Consider the following 16,921-nt stretch of genomic DNA (forward strand, 5'->3'; position numbering starts at 1 on the left):
ACCCGCGGACGCGACGTCGACCGCTGATCACTTTTCCGCACGGCCGCACGCCGACGCCCCCTCCCCCCCCGCCCGGCCCGCGACGGCGAATGCCGTTCCGTACGTGGCAGAGCACGCCGTTCAGCACGCGGCGGCGCCCGCCGTTCCGCGTGTGCAGGACACGTGGCAAAACACTGTGGTCCAGCGCCCGACCGCACCCGCCTCTCAGCGCGTGACGTCGCGGAAGGCCGCCACGAACGCCGTCAGTTCGTCCTCCGCCTGGCCCGGGTCCGCCGCGACCTTCCACGGCACCCGGACGTCCGTCACCCCCGCCTCCACGATGCCCGGCACCGCCGCGAACGTGGCCTTGCAGTCGACGCGACCCTCCTCGTCCCGGCGGACCGGGATGGTGCCGACCACCTGGATGTCCCAGTCCTCGCGTCCGAACTCCGCCACCGCGCGGCGCATTTGCGCGATCCCCTCACGGATGTCGGCCGCCGCGGGACCCCACGGGATCCAGCCGGAACCGAACCGGGCGAGCCGCCGCGCGACGGCGCGGTTGACCGTTCCGCTGACCCACACCGGCACGCCGCCCCGCTGCACGGGCTTGGGCATCTGGTGGACGGCCTCGAAGCGCAGCCGGTCGTCCGCGAAGTCCGCGCGCTGTTCGCGCCACAGCGTCCGGCACACCGCGAGGGTGTGGTCCAGCAACTTGCCGCGGCCCTCGAATTCCAACCCGGCGGCCTCGTACTCCTCGCGCTGCCACCCCACGCCGACGCCGAGGTCGAGGCGCCCCTTGGACAGTACGTCGAGGGTGGCCGCGCTCTTGGCGAGCACCGCGGGGCGGCGCAGCGCGGCCTGGAGGATGTTGGTGCCGAGGCGGACCCGGGTCGTGGCGCCGCAGACCGCGGACAGCACGGTCATCGGCTCCAGCCAGTGGCCGTCCGGGCCGGTGGGCTGCTTCCCGCCGGACACCCCGCCCACCTCCGGACGCCCGTACTCCTCCAGGCGCTCGCCGAAGGCGACGTGGTCGGAGACCAGCAGCCGGTCCACGCCGGCGCGGTCGTAGAGGCGGGCGTGGTCCAGGAGCCAGTCCCAGTCGGCGGGTGCCTCGGCGGCGAACGTGGTCAGTCCCATGGACAGTTGGGGCAGGGCGGTGTCTGCGGTCACGTGCGTGTTTCTCCATCCGTACGACCGGGCCGGCCGGCCCGGGTTGCGCGGGCTCCGGGCGGCGCCCATCGCTTCCGCTGGCAGAAATAATGTATCCATTACGTGTGGCTCGGCCCATCCAGAGTGCACGCGGCACGCAAAGAGGGCCAGCGAAGGAGAGCACATGATCACCCCCTGCCCTCACCGGATACCGCGCGCTCGTCACCGGCGGCAGCGGCGGCATCGGTTCGGCGTGCGCCGCGCGCCTGCTCCGCGACGGCTGTACGGTCACCCTCGCCGCCCGCCGCGCCGACTCCCCCGACACATCCGGCGCCCACCACCGGTCTCCGGCAAACGCACCCGCGAAGTGAGGGCGGGAACGGCCGTCGAGCGGGGACCGCCGAACAGGGACCGGCAGGCCGACTTGGGACGGCCCGGCTCGGGGCGGGCGTGCGGGCGCCGTCCGTGCCGCCGGGCGGGCCTGACTTGAATCCGCCGGTCGGTGGCTGTAGGGGTGTTGCGTCGTGATCGACTCGGTGATCGACTCGGTGCCGCCGCGGGGTGTTTGCCTCTGCGGGCTACGGCGACGGCACCGCGGGTCGGTCGCGTCCCCTGGGCCCCTGGGCGGTCGTCGGAAGCGGAGGACGAGTATGTCGATGGTGCGAGTCGAGCGGCCCGAGGCCGGTATAGCGGTCGTCACGCTGGACCGGCCGGAACGCCTGAACGCCCTGTCCTTCGATCTCGTCGACGACCTGCACGCCGCGTTGGACGAGGTGGGCACGGACAACGCGGTGCGCGTGGTGGTCCTCACGGGAGCGGGCCGCGGCTTCTGCTCCGGGCTCGACCTGCGCGGGATCGGCCCTTCCTCGGTGTCGGCCGGGCTGCGTCCGCCCGCCGGAGGCATGCGTTCGCAGGCGCACATCGCGGACCTCGGCCCGCATCTGCGCCGCATTCCGCAGCCGGTGATCGCGGCGATCAACGGGCCGGCGTTCGGCGGCGGGCTGGCGTTGGCGTGTGCGTGCGACCTGCGGATCGCGGTGCGTTCGGCGCGGCTCAGCGTGCAGGCGGTGAAACTCGGGGTCAGCGGCTGCGAGATGGGCGTCAGCTACACCCTCCCCCGCCTCGTCGGCGGGTCCCGTGCACACGAACTCATGCTCACCGGCCGGGAGTTCGACGCGTCCGAGGCGGAACGCATGGGGCTCGTCGCCCGTGTCGTGGACGACGGGCAGGCACTCGACGCGGCGCTGGAGACGGCCCGGCTGCTCCTTTCGTACAGCCCGTTCGGCCTGACCATGACGAAGGAGGTCATGTGGGCCAACCTCGACGCGCCGAGTTTCGAGCACGCCGTTCACCTGGAGAACCGCACGCAGATCCTCGCGGGCACGAGCGGCGACATCATCGAGGCGGCGAGGGCCTTCGCCGAAGGGCGCCCGCCGGTCTGGGGGACGTGACCGCGGACATCGTGACCGCCCACGTCGTGACCGCCCACGTTGTGGCCACGCACGTCGCGAGCGCGCGCCTCGTGACCGCCCATGTCGCGGCCGAGCAACTCCCGGCCGCGACGCGCCTCACGACGCGACGTGCAGGTTGCGCCCGAACAGGTCGAGCAGCGCGTCCCAGTGCCGCTCCGACGCCTGCTCGTCGTAGGACACGGTGTCGGTCTGCGTGTAGCCGTGCGCCGCGCCGGTGTAGACCTCCGCGCGGTGCCGGACGCCCGCGGCGGTCAGGGCCGAGGCGAGGCGTTCGATCTGCTCGGGCGGCATGGTCGGGTCCTGGTCGCCGTGCCCGAAGTACAGTTCCGCGGTGATCCGTTCGGCCGCGAGGTGCGGGCTGTCGGGTGCCTCCGAGGCGAGGTGCGAGCCGTGGAATCCGGCCGCCGCGGCCACCCGGTCCGGGTACGCCGCGGCCGTACGCAGAGCCAGTCCCGCACCCATGCAGTACCCGGTGACGCCGACCGGCCCGTCGGCGGCTTCGGGGCACGTGGCGAGCCAGGCCAGGTAGCCCTCGGCGTCACGCATGACCGACACCGGGGTCAGCCGCTGGATCATCGGGATGAGCCGCGGGACCAGCTCCGAACGCTCATCGGCACCGATGTACGGCGGCAACTCCAGCAGCGGCGCGCGGCCCTCGCGGTAGAAGGCGTTCGGCACCAGCACCGCGTACCCGGCCGCGGCCAGCCGGTCGGCCTTCTCCTTGAGCGAGGGACGAAGGCCGAACGCGTCCATCCAGACCAGCGCCGCCGGATGCGCGACGCCGTCGTCGGGACGGACGAAGTACGCATCGGCCGTCCCGTCGTGGGTGGGCACATCGACCATGCGGCCCCGGACGACAGCGGTCATCGGCGCGCCTTCCCTTCAAGCCGGTTCACACGGACAGGCGTGTTCGCCCACTCCGGACGACACTCACGGCCGCGACGGTAGGCGTACGCGGCACAAAGATCCAGCACCCCCGGGCCCGGAGGACCGGGCCCGGGGCCCCGCCGTCACCGCAACGCTCAGTGCGCCGCAACCGGCTCCATCCCGGCCGGCGGCTTGGCCCCTCGGACGAGGAAGGACACCGCCACGGCCAGGAGGCCGAGCCCCGCGCCCCACAGGAACGCGTCCTGGATGCCCGTCGCCTGCGCCTCCACCTTCGAGGCCCCGGAGTCGGTGCTGCTGTTCGCGCTCTTGGTCATGACCGTGACGAACAGCGCGGTGCCCGCGGCCCCGGCGAACTGCTGGAGCGTGTTGAGGATGGCGCTGCCGTGCGAGTAGAGGTGGGCGTCCAGCGACCCCAGCGCCGAGGTCATCAGCGGGGTCATGGCGAAGCCGATGCCCATGCAGGTCAGGACGTGCGTCGCGATGACGTACGCAAGATGGGTGTCGATGTCGATGGCACCCATCATGCCGAGTCCGAGCGCCATGAGCATCGTGCCGGGGATGACGAGGGGGCGCGGGCCGAAGCGGTCGGCCAGGCGTCCGACCACCGGACCGCACAGGCCCATCGCCAGGCCGCCGGGCAGCAGGGTCAGACCGGTCCTGAGGGTGCTCAGGTCGCGCACGTTCTGGAGGTAGAGCGGCAGCAGGATGAGCGCGCCGAACAGCGCCGCCATCGCGAACAGCAGCACGATGATGCCGACGACGAACGAGCGGGTCCGGAACGTCCGCAGGTCCAGCAGCGCGGCGTCGTCGCGCTGGAGACGCATCTGCCGCCAGACGAAGAGCGCGAGCGCCACCGCGCCGATGGCGAGCGGGAGCGCGGGCGGGACCGGGGCGTGCCCGGACGCCGACTCGCCGATGCTGCTCAGGCCGTAGATCAGACCGCCGAACGCGACCGCCGACAGGGCCACCGAGAGCGGGTCGAACCGCACCGGCTTCGGCTCACCGGCGTTGCGGACCATGACCGCGCCCACGACCACGGCGAGCACCGCGATCGGCAGCACGGACAGGAACAGCCAACGCCAACTGAGCGATTCCAGGATCAGCCCGGAGAACGTCGGCCCGACGGCCGGGGCGACGGCGATCACGATCGACACGAGGCCCATCGTCCGGCCGCGCCGCGAGGCGGGCACGAGCGTCATGATCGTCGTCATCAGCAGCGGAAGTATGAGCGCGGTCCCGGACGCCTGGATGACGCGCGCCACGAGCAGCACGCCGAAGGCGGGGGCAATACCGGCGAGCAGGGTGCCCGCGGCGAACAGCGACGTCGCACTCAGGAAGACGGCCCGTGTGGTGAACCGCTGGAGGATCAGCCCGCTCGTCGGGATGACCACGGCCATCGTGAGGAGGTAGCCGGTCGTCAGCCACTGCGCGGACGAGGCGCTGACGGAGAACTCCTCCATGAGCTTCGGCAGGGCGACACTCATGACGGTCTCGTTGAGGATCATCACGAAGGCGGCCATGATCGGCAGGCCGATCGCGATCTTGACGTGGCGGGGCATCGCCTCGTCCGCCGCGGCGTCCCCTTCGGGCGCCTTTGCCAGACCCACACTGTGTTCCACGGGAGTGCTCGCCTTTCTTTCGTACGGTTCGAGGCGGCGGAATCGCGGTGCGGCGGATTCGCGGACACACCCCAAGCCAGGCAGTTTATGCCCTTGGTGTCAGCGACTGCCAAACGGGGTCCGATCGCCGCAGTCGCGGTGGCACCGGGGGTGGTCCGCGGCGGGAGTGTCGCGGTCGGCTCGGTTGCGCACGAAATCCCTGCTCACGGGCATATTCGAGATTGCACGCCCGGGCCGGAACCGTCTGCCTGCGCCCGGCTCCGCGCCCCGGGTCGCCGCCCGACCGGGCACCCCGGCCACACCTCACGCGGACTCGACATGTCAGTCTCTGACAGTTGTGTCAGGTGCTAACGTTCGGTTCATGAGGAGTTTGCGCGAACTGTCCCGGGAAGCCGTGCGCGTCCGCATCGCGGAGGCCGCCGAGGCGCTGTTCCTCGCGAAGGGATTCAACGAGACGACGGTCGACGAGATCGCCGCCGCCGTCGGCATGTCGCAGCGCAGCTTCTTCCGCTACTTCGCGTCCAAGGAAGACGTGGTGCTGGAGAAGTTCGACCGGCAGGCCGAGGAGTTGTTCGCCCGGCTGAACTCGCGCCCCCTCGACGAACCGGAGTGGGACTCGCTCCGCCGCTGCTTCGACGTCTTCGTCGACCACCTCACCGACGACTCCGGACGCGACCGCGAGATCCAGGAGATCATCGAGAGCTGCCCGCCCCTGCTCGCCGCGCAGCTCGCGCGCGTGTACCGCGTGCAGGAGCAACTCGCCCAGCGCCTCGCCGCGCGCGCCGTCGCGCGGGACCCGGAGGCGCGTCCGGACACCGTGATCCTGGGCGCGCTGGTCGGCGCGGCGTTCGCCTGCCTGCACGCGGCCGTACGCCACACGCTGCACGGCGAGGGCGCTCCGGCGCGGTTGGGCGAGTTCCTGGACCACACCATGGACGCGCTCCGGCCGGCCGGCGGCGTCGGACTCGTGGGCGGGGTGGGCTCGGCGGGGCGACTGCACGCCGAGCGCTGACGCCACTTCTCCGGTTTCCGCGTCGCTTCGACCTGTTTGACGGCCGGTCCGACCTGCGCTCCGACCGCTTGTCCGGCCGCTGATCCGACGACTGATCCGTCCACTGATCCGACTGCCGAGCGCACCCCGCTCGCCCTCGGTTCGATCCCGCCCACCACCCCCGCCCCCCGCCGTCGTGCATCTAGGTTTCTAGTTTGCTAGCATGACAGCCGTGGGTGACGAGGATGTGAAGCAGTTCAACGTGTACTTGCCGATAGGCCTGATCAAGCAGGTCAAACACCGTGCGATCGAGACGGAGATGTCGATGTCGGCGCTGGTCGCCGCGGCGCTGCGCGCCTACCTCGACGACACCCCCGGGGATCGCGACACGACTTCCGCGAAGGAGAGCTGACATGACGACCGAGGGCTTCGAGGCGGTCTTCCTGGAGACCCACAACTGGGGCAAGGCCGCCAAGTTCTTCCAAGGGCTCGGCTACGAGCTGGAGTTCGACACCGGCCACAACTCGGGCCAGCTCCGCAACGGCGACGGGCCGTACGTCTTCATCGCCGAGGTCCCCGCGCACAAGGAGCCCGGGGCCCGGCTCGTGATGAAGGTCGCGGACGCCGACACCTACCGGCCCGGCCCGGGCGTCGAGGTGGTCACCCCGTTCGAGGACACGCACTGGGGAACGCGCGAGATGACCGTACGCGACCCCGACGGCCGCCTGTGGAGCCTCCAGGCCCCGGGGCGCGGCCAGGCGTAGGCGGGACACCCCGCAGCTCCACCCGCAAATCCGCCCGCAAATCCCGCCGCAGTTCCGAACGCCCGCAGACCGCCCCAGGACCAGCGCAGAGCCAGACCGAAGGGAACGTACGAGATGACCGATCGTCAGACCGCCGAACCGGACAGTTCCGCCGTCCGCGTGGCCCTGTGGCGGGCCCTGCACGTGCAGCTCGACGCGCCGCCGCACGTCCTGGACGACGAGTTGGGCCTGCGCCTGGCCGACCCCGCCGACGGCTGGCGCGACCGCGGCGACATGCACCCGCAGGGGACGAGCTGGTTCCGGGCGTCCATCGTGGCGCGCGCCCGCTACATCGAGGACGTGATCGCCGAGCAGGCCGCGGAGCACGGCGTCGGGCAGTACGTGATCCTCGGCGCGGGCCTCGACACGTTCGCCCAGCGCCGCCCCGAACTCGCGTCCCGGCTCACGGTGTTCGAGGTCGACCAGCCCCGGCCGCAGGCCTGGAAGCGGGAACGCCTGGAACGGCTCGGCTTCGGCGTACCCGACTGGCTGCGCCTGGTGCCGTTCGACTTCGAGGCGGGCGGGTCCTGGTGGGACGCGCTGGCCGACGCCGGATTCGACCCGTCGCGCCCGGCGGTCGTGGCGTCCACGGGCGTCGCGCTCTACCTCACCAAGGATGCGAACGCCGCCACGCTGCGCCAACTCGCGTCGCTGGCCCCGGGGTCGACGCTCGTGATGTCGTTCCAGGTGCCGTTGGACATGCTCGACGAGGCCCAGCGCCCGGGCATCCAGGCCGCCGTCGAGGGCGCGAAGGCGAGCGGGACACCGTTCCTCAGCTTCTTCGCCCCGGACGAAATCCTCGCCATGGCACGCGAAGCGGGCTTCCGTGACGCCCGGCACGTCTCCGCGGAGATGCTGAACGCCCGCTACTTCGCCGGCCGGACGGACGGGCTCGGCACGTCGACCGGCGAGGAACTGCTGGTGGCGACGACGTAGCGGCCTGGCGCGGGTTGCCCGTGCCCGTGCCCGTGGCCCCGCCGTGTCAGCGCAGCAGGAGACGGCAGTCCCGATCCGTCAGACCGAGCACCTTCAGCGGTTCGGTCAGGTCGACGGCGGCGGGGGGGGGGGGGGGGGGGGGGGGGNCCCCGCCGTGTCAGCGCAGCAGGAGACGGCAGTCCCGATCCGTCAGACCGAGCACCTTCAGCGGTTCGGTCAGGTCGACGGCGGCGCGGCCCGGCGCGAAGGCCTCGCGGCGGCGGGTGGCGTCGGTCCCCCCTGCGAGCGCCGCGCGCCGGTCCGCGGAGACCGTGGCCTCGGCGTTCAGGGCCTCGATGACCTGGGCCCAGGCGGCGGCGAAGTCCGGAGCAGTGGGCCGCAGCCTCCCCAAGTCCCCGGCGGCGGTCCGGAACTCGGCCTCGACCGCCTCCAACGCGACCGCGACGCCGTCCGCGACCGGCTTGCCCTGGAGCGCGGCGGCGACCGCCTCCAACACGGTTCCGCGGTGCTGCGCGTAGGTCGGGTCCGCGGCGCGGCGGTCGACGACCTCCCCGCAGGCCGCGGCGGCCCGCCGGGTGAACTCCGCGCGGTCGTCGATGCGGTCCGGGGACGAATTGTCGTCCGAGCAGCCCGACATCGTCATGACCGCGGCGATCACCGCCAGAACACCCGCCCTGCCCCGCGTCATGCACCTTCTCCCATCGTTCGAGCACGTACCCAAGCGGCCCTGGGGCACGGTGTGTTCCCGACCACCTTCCGGCCGAACGCCCCTCCCCCGCGCCTGGTGCAGTCCGGCCGCGGTGGCGGGCGTGCCGACGCCGGAGCACCGGTCGGGCGTCCCCAGCCTGCCGTCAACGGCGCCTCGAAAACCGTCGGCATGGCCAAGAACACATGACCACCGCCGGGCGCGGTTCTCAGCGGCGGTGCTCGGCAGCCGGGCTCGGGAGCCGTGTTCAGCGGCCGTGCTCGGCGGCCGTGCTCAGCCGATCCGGAGTGCGATCTTCCCGACGTGCTCGTTGGCCTCCTGGACACGGCGGGCTTCGGCAAGATCGGTCCAGTCGAAGGTGTGGCTGATGTGCGGGTGGATCTTGTGCTCGGCCAGCGCGTCGGCCATGGCCCGGTGCGCGCTCACACTGCCGACCGCGACACCCTGGACGTGGATCTGGCGGGTCATGACCGTCGTCACCGGGATCGCCGCGGCGGCGACACCGCCGAGGATTCCGATGACGGCGACCGTGCCGTCGTGTCGGCAGGCCGCGACGGAGGCCGCGAGCGTGGCGGGCCCGCCGACATCGACGACGAGATCGGCGCCCGTTCCGCCGGTGATCTCGCGTACGGCCTTCTCCCAGGCAGGAGTGGTGCGGTAGTTGACCAGGTGGTCCGCGCCGAGGCCCCGTCCGATGGCGAGCTTGTCGTCCTGGGACGACGTCAGGACCACAGTGGCCCCACGGGCCTTCGCCAACTGCACGGCGAACAGCGAGACCCCGCCGGTGCCTTGCGCCACGACGACGTCACCCGCGCCGATCCCCGCCGCCTCCAGCGCACTCCAGGCGGTCGTGGCGGCGCACGGGATGGTGGCGGCTTCGAGCGTCGACAGGTGATCGGGTACGGCGATGAGCGCGTCGGCGGGGAACACCACGTGGCGGCGCAGCCATCCGTCGCCGGTGTCCCCGGCGACGACGCGCTGGCTGCCGCGTCGCAGCGGACCGTCCTGCCACAGCGGATAGAACGCCCCGAACACCCGGTCCCCCACCCGGAATCCGGCGACCTCCCCGCCGACCGCGACGACCTCCCCGGCCCCGTCCGACATCGGCACGCGCGGCCAGGGACCCTGGATGAGACCCATGAGGTTGACCAGGTCGTGGTAGTTGAGACAGCTGGCCTCGACCCGCACCAACACCTCGTGCGGGCCCGGCTCCGGGACCGGACGCTCCCGCGGCACCGGAGCTGCACCCGCCGACTCCATGACCATCGCGATGCTCGACGTATCAGCGCTGCGTATCACGTACGGGCTGCCTTCCCTCGTGCGGCGATCCACGACGGGCTCAAATTACACCGTAATCCCGAAGACTTCGCCGCCCGACGACCGCCCGATGCGACCTCCAATCCGCCCAAGGCGGATACTCCCGCAATGAAACTCCGCCCCGAGTTGCCGCGCCCGTCCGCCGCGAAAGGCCGGTGACACCCGATGCCGCCGAACTCCCCGCACTCCGATCCGTACGCCACGTTGTATCCCGACGTCGCGGCCTTCGGCAGTCTCGCCGCCGCGCTCCGGGCCGCGGCGGACGGGGTCCTTGCCTCCGTTCTTGTCGCGTCTCCCGATGGGGATCCGCTGGGTCTGGCCACCGTCGCCTGCACGCAGCCGCACCGGGGTCGGCTGCTGGTGAGTGCGTGGGTGCGCGAGCGCACGTGGTCGATCCGCGGGAGCGATGCGTTCGAAGGCATGCCGCTCATCGACGGCACCACGGACGATCTGGCGCAGGTCGCCCGCGCCGCGCGCGCGTGGCACGACGGGGTGCCCTTGGACGACATCCCGCGTGTCGCGCCCTTCGTCCACCTGACCGGGCGGGTCGAGGTGCCCGACAACGATCCCCTCCGCCTGACCCAGGCCGAGTGGCGGCACACGCGCCGGGAAGCCGCCGAGTTGGAGCACGCCTGGCAACCGCGCTACCGGGAGCTGATCGAAGCGGCCTACGCGGCACCCGCGTTGCGCGCCCTCTATCCGTTCACCAGCCACTGGGCACTGCGGTTCTCGACCACCACCCGCCCCCGGCTCACCGTCGTCGGCCCCGTCCTGACCCACCTCAGCGACCGCGGCTACGCATTGGGAAGCCACATGGAAGCGATCGACGATCTCGGCCGGTCACCACCGCGACCGAAGCCGTCGCGGAGGCTGTACGGCAACTCCCCGACGGTCTCGGCCCCGTCACCCTCGGCGGAGTCCCCGACCCGACGGGGACCTGACACCGAGCCGATAGGTATCAACCGGGCGCCTTCTCGAAATGGCCGCGGCAGATATGTCGTGACGGACTCCCTGTCAGTTGCGCTTGGTCGCGAGGAGTCTGCGGGCGCCTCGTCGTATGGAAGGCCAGTCACTTGAGGGGTGGCCGACCAGGGCGTGACCGAGCCGACTGCTGCGGTTGCGGTGGTCGTCCCAAAGTTGCCGGTCGTTCGGTGGCGTAGACAGGGCGGCGATGCGCTTTTGCACGGCGTCCATCAGCGTGTGGTGCAGGGTGCTGACGGCTGCTACGAAATCTTCCGTCGGAACGGTCGCCCGGCCGAACCTGGGGGCGGCGAAGTTGCGGGGGCTTGTCCAGGTGATGGTGGTCAGATCGCCGTCGGCGCCTTGTGTGCGCCAGACGCGGATGTGGGGCGGGTCCGTGAGGTAGCCGAGATCCAGGGTGTGGCCGGCGGACCACAGTGCTGCGTTAATTGCGTCCTGGTCCACATCGTCGCAGGCCGACAGCCAGCCCTCAGCCGGTTCGTCGGCCAGAAAGGCCGTCAGGTCGCCTGGGACGGGTTCGGTGACAGCGGGAAGCAAATCCACCAAGTCTTCCCACAATCGTGCGACGTAGTAGTCCACGTGGGCATCGAACGGGTCCGGCGACTCGTCGGCGTAGCGCAGCAACTCTGCGGCGCCGACATCGATGCAGTACCAGCCGTCAGTCAGTGCGAACCAGCCGGCCGGGGCTTCGCTCCAGCGTTGCAGATGCGCAAGGGGCCGCAATTCGAACCGGAACCGGATCATCGCCGCAGTTTCGCAGAGCCTACGGTGACTGGCACCAGCGTTTCCGGCGCCGCCCAAGCCGTCACGGCGGCTGCGCGAGGACGAAGGTGCGCGGGATCGCCCGTTTGGGCTCGATGGTCGCGGTGCCGTCGCGCAGGGTCGCAACGTATTTGGTGACCGTGACGCGGCTGCCGCGGTAGCCGTGTTCGCGCATCTCGCGGAACAGAGCCGTGGCGTTGGTGGCTCCGGACCGGAAGCGGTGCTGGAGGTAGGGCTTGAAGCGATTGATGTGGCCCCCGGCGTACTCGAAGGCGGAGCACGACGCGCCTCCCACCCAGCGGCCGGTCCGCGACGCGGCGTTCATAGCTGCTGTGCACCCGCGACGCTTCGGCCCCGCAGGCCCGGCAAGCGATTCGCGGCTGTCTGCTGTGGACGTCGATCCGCACCGCGTCATCGACGATCTCGACCGCATAGACCGCCAAGCCCTCGACGTCCGGCCACACGAGGTCCCAGAACCGCGGTTCGTCCCCACGAACAGCACGCTCGACGCTCACGGCCGCCTGCTCAGCCGGATGATCAGAAGTGACCGTCACGAAATATCCGCCACAGCCCTCGCAATCCCTAGCGCGGATCGGTCGGTGGGCACTTCGTATGGGTCCCCGCGGCGCGTTGCAGGGCGAGGTTCATTGCCGCGTCGGGGCCCGATGCCATTGTGGCCGCTACGAGTTCGTCGAAGCGAGGGGCGCCGATGCGGGCGCGGAGGAGTTCGGTGCGGCGGTGGGCGTCGGCGACGAGGTGGCGCATGCCGAACAGGCCGGCGGCGCCCGACGGTCGGAGGGCGCCGGCGGCGCCCAGCAGCGCCGCGCCGTCCTCCGGGTGGCCGAGGTCGGCAAGTGCCCACGCCAGGGACTCCGTCACCGCCGCGGCGCCGACGCGGTCGTGGAAGCGGTGCTTGGCGAGCAGGCTCTCGCGAAGCAGCGGCAGCGCCGCGTCGGGGCGGCCGTCACCGAGGTGCAGGAGTCCCAGGCACCAGCGGGTGTACGACAGATGCCACTCCTCGCCCGCGTTCTCCGACATCGCGATCGCCGTCGCGTACCCCGCCTGTGCCGCGGCCAGGTCGCCCTGGAACGCCTGGGTCAAGGACCGTTGCGCGACGGACAGTTGCGCGCCTATGCCGTCGTCCGCGGCCTCGCAGGCCTCGCGGGCGCGGTTCGACTCCTCGACCGCTTCCGCCAGGCGGGAGGCGAACAGGTGGAGCAGGCCCCGCAGCATGCGGACGCGGCCCTGAATCACGGGCAGCCCGAGCTCCTCCGCCGCCGAGCCCGCGCTCTCGTTGTGGGCGGTTGCCGCCTCCAGGTCGCCCTGCACGAGGGCGACGAACGCGGCGGCCCACTGGGCCCGGGCGCGTTCCGGCGTCGTCGTCGTGGTGTCCGTGGCGAGGAGGTGTTCGAGCCAGTCACGTCCCTCCGACAGACGGCCGCAGGCGATCCAGTAGAGCCACAGGTCGCCGGCAATCCGCAGGCGGTCGACGGACGTCGCTCCCGACTCGTCGCCGAGTGCCGCTTGGATGTGGTGGTGTTCGCGGCGCACCCGGGCGAACGCGCCGGTCTGGCCCGGGCCGTACCACTCGGCCTCCGCGGCGACCGCGAGCCGTGTGCACCACGCGATGTGGCGCAGCCGCGCGGCGGACGAGTGTTCGGGCCGGAGCCGGGCCGTACCGTACGTGCGCACGGTCTCGGGCATGCGGTAGCGCATCGCGGAGCCCTCGGGGCGGGCGCCGAGCAGGGACTTGTCGACGAGGCCGGAGATCACCGCGAGTGGCGCCCCGGCGTCCGGGCTGTCGCCGACCAGGACTTCGGCGAGGTCGAGCGGCATCGACCCGGCCACCAGGGCGAGGCGTGCCCACGCGTCCTGCTCGCCGGGCGAGCACAGCGCGTGGCTCCAGTCGAGGACCGCGTTGAGCGTACGGTGCCTGGCGTGCGCGGTCGGGTCGGCGCCGAGGGGCAGCGCGAAGGTCCCCTCAAGACGCTCCAGAAGCTGCGGGAGAGTGAGCACGCGCAGCCAGCGTGCCGCCAGTTCGATGGCGAGCGGCAGGCCGTCGAGCCTGCGGCAGATCGCGGCGAGCGTCGCGTGGTCGTCGTCGGCGAGGCGAAAACCGGGCAGCACGGCGGCGGCGCGGTCGCAGAAGAGCCGCATCGCGGTGTAGCGCCGCAGCACGTCGTCGGCGGGAGGGGTGTCGACACGTGACGGATCGGCCGACCCGCCGGGAACCAACCCGCCGTCGACCAGGTCGCCGTCATCCAGCGCACGGTCAACGAGCCCACCGTCGACGGGCCACTCCGGGACGGACGGGAACGTGAGCGGCCCCACCGGGACCACGTGTTCCCCCGCGATCCCGAGTTGTTGGCGGCTCGTGGCGAGCACCGACAAACCCGGGGCGGAGCTCAGCACGCTGCGCACCAGCGCCGCGCAGGAGCCGTGCAGGTGCTCGCAGTTGTCGAGGATGATCAGCGCCGTCGCGTTCGCCAGCTCGGCGGTCAGCGCGGCCATGGTGTCCTGGGCGGGGTCCTCGGCGATGCGCAGCGCCCCCGCGACGGTCTTGGTCAGCAGCACCGGGTCGCCCAGGTCGGCGAGTTGGATGAAGTAGATCCCGTCGGGATAGCGGTCCGCCACGTGGTGGGCGATGTGCGCCGCCAACCTCGTCTTGCCCACCCCGCCGACGCCGGTGAGCGTCACCAGGCGGGCGGAGCGCAGGAGTTGGTCGACCACCTCCAGGTCCCGAGTGCGGCCGACAAAGCTCGTGGGTTCGTCGGGCACGGGGCTGGGCCGAACGATCGGACGCTCCGGCGCCTCCATCCCGCGGCCCGATGCGCGCACCGCACGGCTGACGGCATGCCAGTCCCGTTCCCAGAGACCGGTGTCGGCGCCGCACGCTTGGACGTACGCGAGCGTGGCCGCGAGGGTGGGGAGCCGCTGGCCGTTGGCGGCCTGGGACAGCGTGCTGGCGGAACGGCCGGTGGCCTTCGCCATTTGCGCGTAGGTCAGGCCGACGGAGTCGCGCAGATCGCGGAGGCGGCGGGCGAAATGCTCGACCGGCCCGGCGGAGGAGTCCACCGGTCGCTCAGGTCTGCCCGCCCTGCCGTGCACAACGCCCCCGTCGCGTCGTCAGTGTCCCCTGTCCCGTGCATCGCCTGCATCGCTTGGTTGACCGCCTAATGATCGCCGCAGGCAATTGATCAGCAATTGATTATGCCAGCAGCACAAGTGGGGACTAATTGCCGTCGCCCGGCAGGCTCCAGGCCCAGCGGCTGTCCTCGTGTCCTGCGCCCGGTCTCGTCGGCATCCGCTCAGGCAGCCCGATCCCGCCAGTACTGCCCTGCAAACCCCGGAAATCCCGGTGATCCCGGCAATCCACCCCGGCAATGACCCCCCAGGAGACCCCAGCATGGCCGAGCTCACGGTGGCCGCCGAGGGCGGTGCCGACTTTCGTTCGATCGCCGCGGCCGTCCGCGCGGCGGGTGACGGCGACGTGATCGTCGTCGGAGCGGGGACGTACCGCGAAACCGTCACCGTGGACCGTCCCGTCGCCATCCGCGGCGCCCGGCCCGGGACGGCCCGGGTGGTTGTCACCGTCGGCATGGCCCTCGACGTGGCCTCCGGCGTCCGCGGGTCGGTCTCGGGACTCACCCTGGAGTCCTCGGCAACCGACAGCGCGACCGTGGTCGTCCGCCCGGGTGCGACCGCGGAGTTCGACAACTGCCGGATCCAGGGCGAGGACGGCGTCGTCGTCGACAACGCCGCTCTCGCGCTCGACCGCTGCCGGATCACCGCGCGCGCCCTGATCGGCGTCGGCGCCGTCGGCCGCCGAGCGCGCGTCACGGTCCGGGCATCGACCTTCGTCGGCTGCGCCGACGCGGCCATGCAGGCCCGCGAGGGGGGACGGCTGGACGTCCGCGACTGCGCCATCGAGGACTGCGCGTACGGCCTGGTCTTCCGCCCCGGCACCGGCGGCCGCGTCTCGGCGACCCGGGTCACCGCGAGCCGGTATTCCGCCGTGCTCGTCGACCCGGATGCCGATCCGCGGTTCAGCGCCTGCACGTTCCGCGACAGCCGCGCCACCGCGGTGCAAATCCGGGGCGGTCGGCCGCGCTTCGCCAATTGCCTCGTCGACGGCGCGAGTTCGTCGCTGTACGTGGCGGACGGAGGACGACCCGTATTCCAGGACTGCCGCTTCACCGGCAGCGTCTACTCGGCGATCACGCTGGAGGACTCCGCAGGAGTCTTCGAGGACTGCGAAGTGGCCTGTCCCACCGCGCCGTCCGAGAACGTGGCGATGGCCGTGCTCGACGGCAGCACGCCGACGGTGCGCCGACTCACCGTCACGACCGCGGGCGGCGCGCTGGTGATCCGCGGCGGTTCGGCCGGCTCGTACGACGACGTCACGCTCACCGCGGGAAGCGGCTTCGGGCTCCAGGTGGAGGCCGCGGCCGCGCCGCACTTCCGGCGGGGCGCGTTCCGCGGCTGCCGGCTGGAGGTCAACGACGCCGACGGGGTCTACGAAGACCTCGACTTCGTGTCGGCGCCCGACCGGCCCAGCATCGCGGTGACGAACGGCTCCGCCCCGGTGCTGCGCCGGTGCACCGTGCGCGATGCTCACGGCAACGCGTTCAGCGTCGTCGGCGCGGGCGGCCGCTACGAGGACTGCGTCGCGATCGGCGGCACCCACCCGGCGTTCGCGGCCGTGGACAACGCGGCACCGACCGTGATCGGCCTGCGCGTGCGGGACGCGCCCGGCGGGCTGCTCGTGCGCGACGCGGGCGGCTCGTACACGGACGTCCAGCTTGCCGTCCCCGAAGGCCCGGGGGTCCAGGTCGGCGGCGCGAGCCGGGCCGTGTTGCGCAACGTGTCCGTCGGCGCGCCCGGCAGCCCGTGCCGCGGCAACGGCTTCGACGTGTCCACGGGCAGCCTCCACGGGTGCTCGGCGCGCAACTGCACCGGGTCCGGATTCCTCCTCACCGGTCAGACCCGACTCGACAACTGCGCCGCCGAGGACTGCGACACGGGCCTGACGGCCCGGGGCGGCCCCCACATGCTGAGCGGCGTCCGCGCGTCCGGCAACCGCGTCGGCATCGCCTTTGCGCCGGAGACACAGGCCACGCTGACCGAATGCGACGCACGGCACAACCACGAAGCGGACCTGCTCGGGGCGGACGGCGCCGAGGTGGCCCTCGTCGAGCACCGCGGGCCGGCAGAAGGCACCGAGGACGCCGAAGGGCCCGCGCCCCCGTGCTCACCCACTGGGCCGCCCGGGCCGCAGCGCCGACGACGCACGTGGACGGCAGCGCCCTGACCGCCCT

Annotated in this window: 15 protein-coding genes and 1 pseudogene; 8 read left to right on the forward strand and 8 right to left on the reverse strand. The window is 72.0% G+C overall.

Annotation, left to right across the window (positions count from 1 at the left end):
• Positions 1–204: 204 nt before the first annotated feature.
• Positions 205–1,149 (reverse strand): TIGR03619 family F420-dependent LLM class oxidoreductase, encoded by a 945-nt coding sequence (locus ACRX5S_RS35445; protein WP_436777337.1) that lies wholly within the window; start codon positions 1,147–1,149, stop codon positions 205–207.
• Between the two features lie 206 nt (positions 1,150–1,355).
• Here ACRX5S_RS35445 and ACRX5S_RS35450 point away from each other — a divergent pair.
• Both ACRX5S_RS35450 and ACRX5S_RS35455 read left to right on the forward strand, forming a co-directional pair.
• Positions 1,356–1,499, forward strand: a pseudogene (locus ACRX5S_RS35450) (2-dehydropantoate 2-reductase N-terminal domain-containing protein); the annotation flags it as partial.
• 279 nt (positions 1,500–1,778) lie between these two features.
• Positions 1,779–2,579: an enoyl-CoA hydratase/isomerase family protein gene (locus ACRX5S_RS35455; protein ID WP_436777338.1), complete on the forward strand. Its 801-nt coding sequence runs from the start codon at positions 1,779–1,781 to the stop codon at positions 2,577–2,579.
• 117 nt (positions 2,580–2,696) lie between these two features.
• Here the strand turns inward: ACRX5S_RS35455 and ACRX5S_RS35460 are convergent, their stop codons facing one another.
• A complete protein-coding gene (locus ACRX5S_RS35460; protein WP_436777339.1) occupies positions 2,697–3,467 on the reverse strand; it encodes a dienelactone hydrolase family protein in 771 nt (256 codons plus the stop codon).
• A 155-nt stretch (positions 3,468–3,622) separates the two neighbouring features.
• Positions 3,623–5,095 (reverse strand): MDR family MFS transporter, encoded by a 1,473-nt coding sequence (locus ACRX5S_RS35465; protein ID WP_436777340.1) that lies wholly within the window; start codon positions 5,093–5,095, stop codon positions 3,623–3,625.
• Positions 5,096–5,468: 373 nt separating this feature from the next.
• On the opposite strand from ACRX5S_RS35465, the gene ACRX5S_RS35470 reads away from it, so the two are divergent.
• The 4 genes from ACRX5S_RS35470 (at position 5,469) to ACRX5S_RS35485 (ending at position 7,837) form a co-directional block, all read left to right on the forward strand.
• Positions 5,469–6,119 carry a TetR/AcrR family transcriptional regulator gene (locus tag ACRX5S_RS35470; RefSeq protein WP_436777341.1) on the forward strand — a complete coding sequence of 217 codons (651 nt, stop codon included), beginning with the start codon at positions 5,469–5,471 and terminating at the stop codon, positions 6,117–6,119.
• Between the two features lie 211 nt (positions 6,120–6,330).
• Positions 6,331–6,510 (forward strand): ribbon-helix-helix protein, CopG family, encoded by a 180-nt coding sequence (locus ACRX5S_RS35475; RefSeq protein WP_436777342.1) that lies wholly within the window; start codon positions 6,331–6,333, stop codon positions 6,508–6,510.
• A gap of 1 nt (position 6,511) precedes the next feature.
• On the forward strand, positions 6,512–6,862 hold the full coding sequence (locus ACRX5S_RS35480) for a VOC family protein (protein WP_436777343.1): 351 nt from the start codon (positions 6,512–6,514) through the stop codon (positions 6,860–6,862).
• A gap of 114 nt (positions 6,863–6,976) precedes the next feature.
• Positions 6,977–7,837, forward strand: a complete 861-nt coding sequence (locus ACRX5S_RS35485) for a class I SAM-dependent methyltransferase (RefSeq protein ID WP_436777344.1) — start codon at positions 6,977–6,979, stop codon at positions 7,835–7,837.
• Positions 7,838–7,994: 157 nt separating this feature from the next.
• On the opposite strand, the gene ACRX5S_RS35490 is transcribed toward ACRX5S_RS35485, so the two are convergent.
• A complete protein-coding gene (locus ACRX5S_RS35490; RefSeq protein WP_436777345.1) occupies positions 7,995–8,525 on the reverse strand; it encodes a hypothetical protein in 531 nt (176 codons plus the stop codon).
• A gap of 291 nt (positions 8,526–8,816) precedes the next feature.
• Positions 8,817–9,842, reverse strand: coding sequence for a zinc-dependent alcohol dehydrogenase family protein (locus tag ACRX5S_RS35495; protein ID WP_436777346.1), 1,026 nt, complete (start codon positions 9,840–9,842; stop codon positions 8,817–8,819).
• A 183-nt stretch (positions 9,843–10,025) separates the two neighbouring features.
• On the opposite strand from ACRX5S_RS35495, the gene ACRX5S_RS35500 reads away from it, so the two are divergent.
• Entirely contained in the window at positions 10,026–10,937 is a 912-nt protein-coding gene (locus ACRX5S_RS35500) for a DUF6193 family natural product biosynthesis protein (RefSeq protein WP_436777347.1), read from the forward strand.
• Here the strand turns inward: ACRX5S_RS35500 and ACRX5S_RS35505 are convergent.
• From ACRX5S_RS35505 to ACRX5S_RS35515, 3 genes are read right to left on the reverse strand one after another with little or no spacing between them, the layout of a single operon-like run.
• Positions 10,875–11,585, reverse strand: coding sequence for a DUF5984 family protein (locus ACRX5S_RS35505; protein ID WP_436777348.1), 711 nt, complete (start codon positions 11,583–11,585; stop codon positions 10,875–10,877). The genes ACRX5S_RS35500 and ACRX5S_RS35505 overlap by 63 nt on opposite strands.
• Positions 11,582–12,157 carry a transposase family protein gene (locus ACRX5S_RS35510; protein WP_436777349.1) on the reverse strand — a complete coding sequence of 192 codons (576 nt, stop codon included), beginning with the start codon at positions 12,155–12,157 and terminating at the stop codon, positions 11,582–11,584. Before ACRX5S_RS35510 ends, ACRX5S_RS35505 begins: the two co-directional genes overlap by 4 nt.
• 28 nt (positions 12,158–12,185) lie before the next feature.
• A complete protein-coding gene (locus ACRX5S_RS35515; protein ID WP_436777350.1) occupies positions 12,186–14,678 on the reverse strand; it encodes an ATP-binding protein in 2,493 nt (830 codons plus the stop codon).
• 331 nt (positions 14,679–15,009) lie between these two features.
• Between ACRX5S_RS35515 and ACRX5S_RS35520 the strand changes: the two genes are divergently transcribed.
• Entirely contained in the window at positions 15,010–16,914 is a 1,905-nt protein-coding gene (locus ACRX5S_RS35520; protein WP_436777351.1) for a right-handed parallel beta-helix repeat-containing protein, read from the forward strand.
• Positions 16,915–16,921 lie beyond the last annotated feature (7 nt).

It is taken from the genome of Yinghuangia sp. YIM S09857 (genome assembly GCF_051388915.1).
Taxonomy (GTDB): domain Bacteria; phylum Actinomycetota; class Actinomycetes; order Streptomycetales; family Streptomycetaceae; genus Yinghuangia.